5 protein-coding genes are annotated in these 6791 nt (G+C 36.0%); 2 read left to right on the top strand and 3 right to left on the bottom strand.

All coding sequences use genetic code 11. The annotated features are described in order from the left end of the window. Nucleotides 1-870: 870 nt before the first annotated feature. Nucleotides 871-1377, bottom strand: a complete 507-nt coding sequence (locus AC07XU_RS08335) for an FKBP-type peptidyl-prolyl cis-trans isomerase (protein ID WP_494943180.1) — start codon at nt 1375-1377, stop codon at nt 871-873. Between the two features lie 10 nt (nt 1378-1387). Continuing rightward, nucleotides 1388-3397, bottom strand: a complete 2010-nt coding sequence (locus AC07XU_RS08330; protein WP_494943179.1) for a thioredoxin domain-containing protein — start codon at nt 3395-3397, stop codon at nt 1388-1390. A 175-nt stretch (nt 3398-3572) separates the two neighbouring features. Between AC07XU_RS08330 and AC07XU_RS08325 the strand changes: the two genes are divergently transcribed. Then, nucleotides 3573-4670 (top strand): mandelate racemase/muconate lactonizing enzyme family protein, encoded by a 1098-nt coding sequence (locus AC07XU_RS08325; RefSeq protein WP_494943178.1) that lies wholly within the window; start codon nt 3573-3575, stop codon nt 4668-4670. A 261-nt stretch (nt 4671-4931) separates the two neighbouring features. Continuing rightward, nucleotides 4932-5516, top strand: a complete 585-nt coding sequence (locus AC07XU_RS08320; protein WP_494943177.1) for a GIN domain-containing protein — start codon at nt 4932-4934, stop codon at nt 5514-5516. Between the two features lie 228 nt (nt 5517-5744). On the opposite strand, the gene AC07XU_RS08315 is transcribed toward AC07XU_RS08320, so the two are convergent. Next, nucleotides 5745-6596, bottom strand: coding sequence for a glycoside hydrolase family 25 protein (locus AC07XU_RS08315; RefSeq protein WP_494943176.1), 852 nt, complete (start codon nt 6594-6596; stop codon nt 5745-5747). Nucleotides 6597-6791: the final 195 nt, after the last annotated feature.

Genomic DNA, 6791 nt, shown 5'->3' with positions numbered 1-6791 from the left:
TAGTTTTTGGGAAATTTGCAGCCCCTCATAGTAATAGAGGCTAACGTTAAATAAACCCGATAGCAGTGGATGCCGATTTTTTTTCGGCAGAAACGAATAGCGGGGCTGAAATAACCTATAAAAAAGAGGTTTTGCTTTTCAAACCTTATCTATTTTGCTCAGAGAATATTATTGGACCAACCTAATATAATTCTAATCTTTTCATTCCGAATTTTGACAATCTGTGAGATTCTTCACTGCGTTCAGAATGACAAAGCATAAAAAAAGACGCTCTAAAAAGAACGTCTTTTAAAAATTATTTATTTATTCCGTGGTCTGTGGCACACAGCACACTACTAGATTATTTTCAGCAGTTGAGACACCAATAGTTCACCTATTGGTTTGGTATAAGCCGAAGCGCTTTAATTTTTTACTTAGATAAGGGTTTGTAAACGAATGTAACTTTTCCATCGTTTCTGTAGCCCTGCTTTTCTTACAAGCCCAAACCGATGAAAAATCGTTTGGGCTTTTCATTCAATCAGGTTTATATTACATAGCCTATAGTTTTTGGGAAATTTGCAGCCCCTCATAGTAATAGAGGCTAACGTTAAATAAACCCGATAGCAGTGGATGCCGATTTTTTTTCGGCAGAAACGAATAGCGGGGCTGAAATGACCTACAGAAAAGAGGTTTTGCTTTTCAAACCTTATCTATTTTGCTCAGAGAATATTATTGGACCAACCTAATATAATTCTAATCTTTTCATTCCGAATTTGGAAGCATCTCATAGTTGGAATATAATCTGTGAGATTCTTCACTGCGTTCAGAATGACAAAGCATAAAAAAAGACGCTCTAAAAAGAACGTCTCTTAAAAATTATTTATTTATTTCTTAGTGACCAGAATGTCCATCAGCACCGTGAGCGTGACCATGACTTAACTCATCAGCAGTTGCTTCACGTACAGTTAAAACTTTACCAGCAAAAATTAAATTTTTACCAGCCATTGGGTGATTTAAATCTACCGAGATATGCTCTTCGTGTACACCAGTTACACCAGCACGGAATTGATTTCCTTGGTTATCTTGTAAAGGAATAACATCGCCAACGTTTGGCAAATCTGGACCAGCCTCTGCAAACATGCTAATTGGCAAATCTACGTGAGCAGTAGCATCAATTTCGCCGTAACCATCTGCAGCAGAAAGTTCAAAACTATATTCGTCGCCAGCTTTCAAGCCAGCTAAATGCTCTTCAAATTTAGGCAACATCATGCCTACACCATATAAAAATACTAATGGTTGTTCTTCGTTTGCTTTTTCAACAAAAACTTGCTGACCTTCTGGAGTTGTAGTGTGTAGTTCATAAGTTATAGACACTACTGTGTTTGAATTGATATTCATCTATTTTATTTTAATTAATAAATTTTACTGCCTCGGCAACCGTACTTACAGGCAGTTGGCAAGTTTTATTTCGGCAAATATAAATTTTTGTTTGCTGGCTTTGCTTATCTTTTAACAAGGGAAGCTCACTTTTTGTTCCGCCTAATGTAATTTTATTAGGGATGTAGAAATTATTGAACTCCTTTTTTTCTGCTGAAACATCCTCACCAACTATGGCAATTTCATTAACGCCATACACTTCATTTAGCAATTGTATGCTCCAGTTAGCATAAGCAGAACCATAAGCTTTTATGCGTGGTAAAACCGATTTTAGCATAGCTGATGCCTGATTACGGTAATTTTCATCATCATAAAACAGTCCTAATTTTTGTAGATTTTGCGCCATTACCGAGTTTGATGCTGGTATAACGTTATCCATTACTTCATGCTTGCGTGCAATTAAAGCTTCGCCGTTGGCAGCAGTATAAAAGAACATATCGCTTTCATCATCTTTAAAGTTTTTAAGCACATAATTACTTAATGATTTAGCTTCGGCTAACCATTCTTCGTTAAAATCTGCTTCATAAAGTGCAATCAAAGCCTCTATCATAAAAGCATAATCATCTAAAAACCCGGTTATACTTGCCTTTCCATTTTTGTAGTTTCTAAATAAACCTCCATCTGGGGCTACCGAATTGTCTAAAATAAAATTGGCGGCAAGTTTAGCTCTTTCGTAATATTCTGGGTAAGCTAGCACTTGTGATGCATCGCACAATGCTTTAATCATCATGGCGTTCCAAGCGGTTAAACATTTATCATCTAAACCTGGCCTTATTCGTTTGCTACGCTCATCTAATAATTTCGCCTTTGCTAAGGCAACTTTTTCATAAAGAGTTTCGGCATCTAGCTTATATTTTTCTAAAATCTCTTCATCGGTTTTTGTTCTTCTTAAAATGTTAGTGTGCTCTTCTTCCCAATTACCCTCATCTGTAACATCAAAATATTCGGCCATTAGCGTAGCATCTTCACCAAGTATTTCATCAAATTTTATTTTATCCCAAACGTAAAATTTACCTTCAACCCCTTCGCTATCCGCATCTAGTGCAGAATAGAATAAGCCATTTTCTGCACTCATTTCTCTAAAAGTCCAATCAATGGTATCAATAATTACTTGCACAAAAGGCTTAAATTTTAGACATTGATAAGCTTCTGCGTATAAACTAATGAGTTGAGCATTATCATACAACATTTTCTCAAAGTGAGGCACATGCCATCTATCATCAACCGAGTACCTGGCAAAGCCGCCACCAATTTGATCGTAAATACCACCCATGCTCATTTTTTCTAAGGTAGTGCAAGTGGCCATAAAAGTTGCTTCTTCGGCAGCTAAAAAGCTATATCGCAATAAAAAGCTCCAATTGTTTGGTAATGGAAATTTTGGTGATCGGTTGTAACCGCCTAAATTGATGTCAAAGTGACGTTTCCAAGGTTCAATAATTTCTTCTAACTGTGTTAACTCAAACTCGATTTCATTTATAGTCGGAATTATCTTTTCGGCCTGATGAATGCCATCTGTTAATCGCTCTGCATAATTTTGTGCTTTATCTGGTTCGTTTTTCCATAAATCGGCCACATTTTCTAAAATGTTTATCCAATCGTTTTTGCGAAAATAAGTACCACCGTAAATTGGTCGCTGATCTGGCAAACAAATTGCGTTTAATGGCCAACCGCCGTTTCCATTCATCAATTGTACAGCCAACATATAAATCTGATCAATATCTGGTCTTTCTTCTCGATCTACTTTAATGCAAACGAAATGTTTGTTCATTACCTCGGCAACTTCAAAACTCTCAAAACTTTCATGCTCCATCACGTGGCACCAATGGCAGGCCGAATAGCCGATACTTACTAAAATCAATTTATTTTCCTTTTTCGCTTTTTCAAGTGCTTCGGCATTCCACTCGTGCCACTCTACCGGATTATAAGCGTGTTGTAATAAGTATGGTGATGATGCGTGAATAAGGTTGTTTGGTTCTTGCATTTTAGAGGTGAGATTTGAGATGTGAGATTTGAGACATGTCGCTGAAACCTCGTAAAAATATAAATTATCTATTTAACCCTTTTCATTTAGTTTTGTTTTTTACTTTAGCGTTCTTAATCCGATAGCTTTCGGATCTCACATCTCATATCTATTGTCTCATATCTCAAAAAAGAAAATGAAAATTACCCATACCGAAATATATCGCTTTAGCATACCAATGGAGCCTTTTGTAATTGCTACTGGTACGATGCACTTTGCGCAAAATGTTTTAATCAGGATTTATACCGACGGAGGAATACATGGTGTGGGCGAATGCTCGGCTTTTCCGATGATTGTAGGCGAAACTCAAGAAACTTGTTTGGCGATGGCTAAAGATTTTGCTCAGATTTTGAAAGGCAAAAATCCGCTAGAGATACCTGAGCGAATGCAAGATTTATTGGCTTACGCAGATCACAATTCGACCATCAAGAGTGCTTTTGATATGGCTTTATTTGATATTGCCGCAAAAAATGCAAAATTGCCTTTGTATCAATTTTTAGGTGGACAAAAAAAGACGATTGAAACCGACATGACGATTGGTATTGATACGCCTGATGGTATGGCGCAAACTGCATTGAAATACCAGCAAAATGGTTGCAGAATTATCAAAATTAAATTGGGCAAAAAAGTAAATGATGATATTGAACGTGTAAAACAAATTAGAGCTGCCGTGGGCGATGAAATGATTTTACGTTTGGATGCCAACCAAGGCTGGAGTTTTGATGATGCTTTATTTGCGCTGGGCGAACTGGCTGACCAAAATATTGAATTTTGTGAACAACCCATGCGTACTTGGTACGATGACAAATTGCCAGAATTGAACATAAACTCGCCTATTAAATTAATGGCTGATGAAAGTTGTTACAACCATCACGATGCTAGAAAGCTGATTAATAGTCAGGCTTGCGAATACATTAACATCAAATTTTCTAAATCTGGTGGTATTTTAGAAGCGCAAAAAATACACGAGGAAGCTTTAAAACATGGCGTAAAATGCATGATTGGTAGCATGCTAGAAAGTAGAATTGCTTTAACAGCTAATTTACATTTTGCATTAGCAAGCCCGAATGTGGTGTTTTTTGATTTAGACACCTGTTTACTTGGTCATTTGGTTGATCCTGTTATCGGTGGTTTAACTTACGATGGTTACTTTTTAGATGTACCCGAAACCATTGGTATTGGAGCAGATGCTGATGAAGAGTTTTTGAAAACATGTGAGCGTTGGACAATCTAATCCGTCATTTCGAACGAGGAACGAGGAGAAATCTGTAAGTTCTTTACCATAGAGAAAAGTTTATTCAACTCTGTTTTAATTCTTTGGTAACAGATATCTCCTCGCTGCGCTGCGTTCGATATGACGAATAAAAAATTTCGTCTAAATTAAATCCCTGTTCGTCGATGATTACGAAGTTTTCGTATAATAAGCTGTTTTTGCTTGCAACGTTTTTTGATTGTGTGCGTCTTATAATCAAATCACAAACAAAACTTAGCAATCATGAAAACTTCAATCAAAACCTTAATCGCAACAAGCTTAATCGCTTTAACATTCTCAACATCAAATATTTATGCTAATTCAGCATTAAAACCAACTTCTGTATCTGCAAGTGCTATAGATATATCATCTGTAAAAAAAATAAAAATTAGTGGCAATGCAGAAGTAACTGTTGTACAAAATTCAAAATCAAGAGTTCTGTATACCAATGAAGGAACTGAAAGAGTTTCGGTTAAAAAAATTGGAGATGCCGTTTACGTTACTTCGAAACACAATGGAAAAATTACTATTTATGTTGATGATATTTATAGAATTGAAGCTGATGAAAATGCTGTAGTAACAACAGAAAATCCGCTGACTTTAAAATATCTTCAAGTATTTACAAAAGATAATGCATTTGTAAATATCAATGCAAAAACAGAAAGTTTATATACTAGCATTAAAGATGCATCAATTATAAGCCTAAACGGTGAGACAGATTTGTACAGCATTAATATGGATAAAACATCGAGAATTACCTTGCAGGGTTTCAAATCTAAAAAAACAGATATGTCTGCTTCTGATGTTTATGTAGCTTCAAGAAGATAATAGATAAACCAAACAAACTATTTTCAAAAAAGTCTTCCTCTAAACGGTAGACTTTTTTTTATAAGTTTTTTTTTGAAAATGAAGGCTTTATTTTCATCGCTTCTGTAGTCCTGCTATTGCCTATAGCCTCATTTCTCCGCCGCGGCGGATCCATTTCGGGCTATTCGGCGCTATCAGGTTTATATAACAGGGGTTCTGCTACAAAAAAGCAAATCGCCAAAAAGCAAATTATTTAATCAGCATTTGCTGAAGTTTCAAACTATCGCCATTAAAGGCATTAAAATCTACCACATGATTGATCCCATTGATGCGGGCTTTATCGGAGTGTTGCCAAAAATCCCAGCTATCTTCTGCTAGTTTTAGCTTAGGCTGATGGTAATGAGCCACCCAAAGTGGATAATCGTTATAAAACCCTTTTAGGTTGTCTTTGTAAAACTTTAAACCAGAATAAATAATGGGTTTAACTTTGGTTTTTTCTTCTACCTGGATAACAAAAGCATTTAACTCTTTGCGCATTTTTTCTGGCGAAACACCATCTAAACTTTCGATATCAACAACTGGTGGTAGATCTCCTTTTTCGAAACTAGCGGTTTGCAAAAAGAAGTTGGCTTGCCATAAACCCGATTTTTTCGGTCTGAAAAAATGATAAGCACCCACTTTTAAACCTGCTTTGGGTGCTTCACGCCAATTGCGTTGAAAATACGGGTCGACTAATAAAATGCCTTCGGTTGCTTTAATAAATGCGAAGCTAACTTTAACACCATCTTCTTCCATTGCTTTTACCTTATGCCAATCTATTTTTCCTTGGTAGTAAGAAACATCTATGCCGTGTATTTGATGTTTTTTAGGAATTTTGATCGCAAAACTTTCATAAGTTCTATAGTTCACATCATCAGTTGGGTGGCGCAACCAAAACCAAGTTGTCGAAGCGAATTTTAACACATAACCATAATAAAATGGAGAAAGCAAAATTAACAGCAAACCCGCCAAAGCAACTTTCCATTTGGTAGCAAATGGTTTGCTTGGCTTTTTACGTGTAATGGGTTTTCTTGCTACAGGCTTTCTTTTTATTGGAGGCATGTTACAAAGTTGATAAAAATTTAGGTGTTTATCTGTGGTAAATAACATTTCTATTCGACGAAAATTTGCGGCGAATAGAAATGTATCACAAAGCTAAAAATTTATGGTTTGGCAGTATTTGAATATTGAATTATAAATGGATTACGGGAAACCGTAAAGAATTGGTTATAGTAATTTGTAGCTTGCGGTTGGTTA

The sequence above is a fragment of the Pedobacter sp. GW456-11-11-14-TSB4 genome, assembly GCF_059424425.1.
This window is presented reverse-complemented; position numbering and strand designations above follow the sequence as displayed.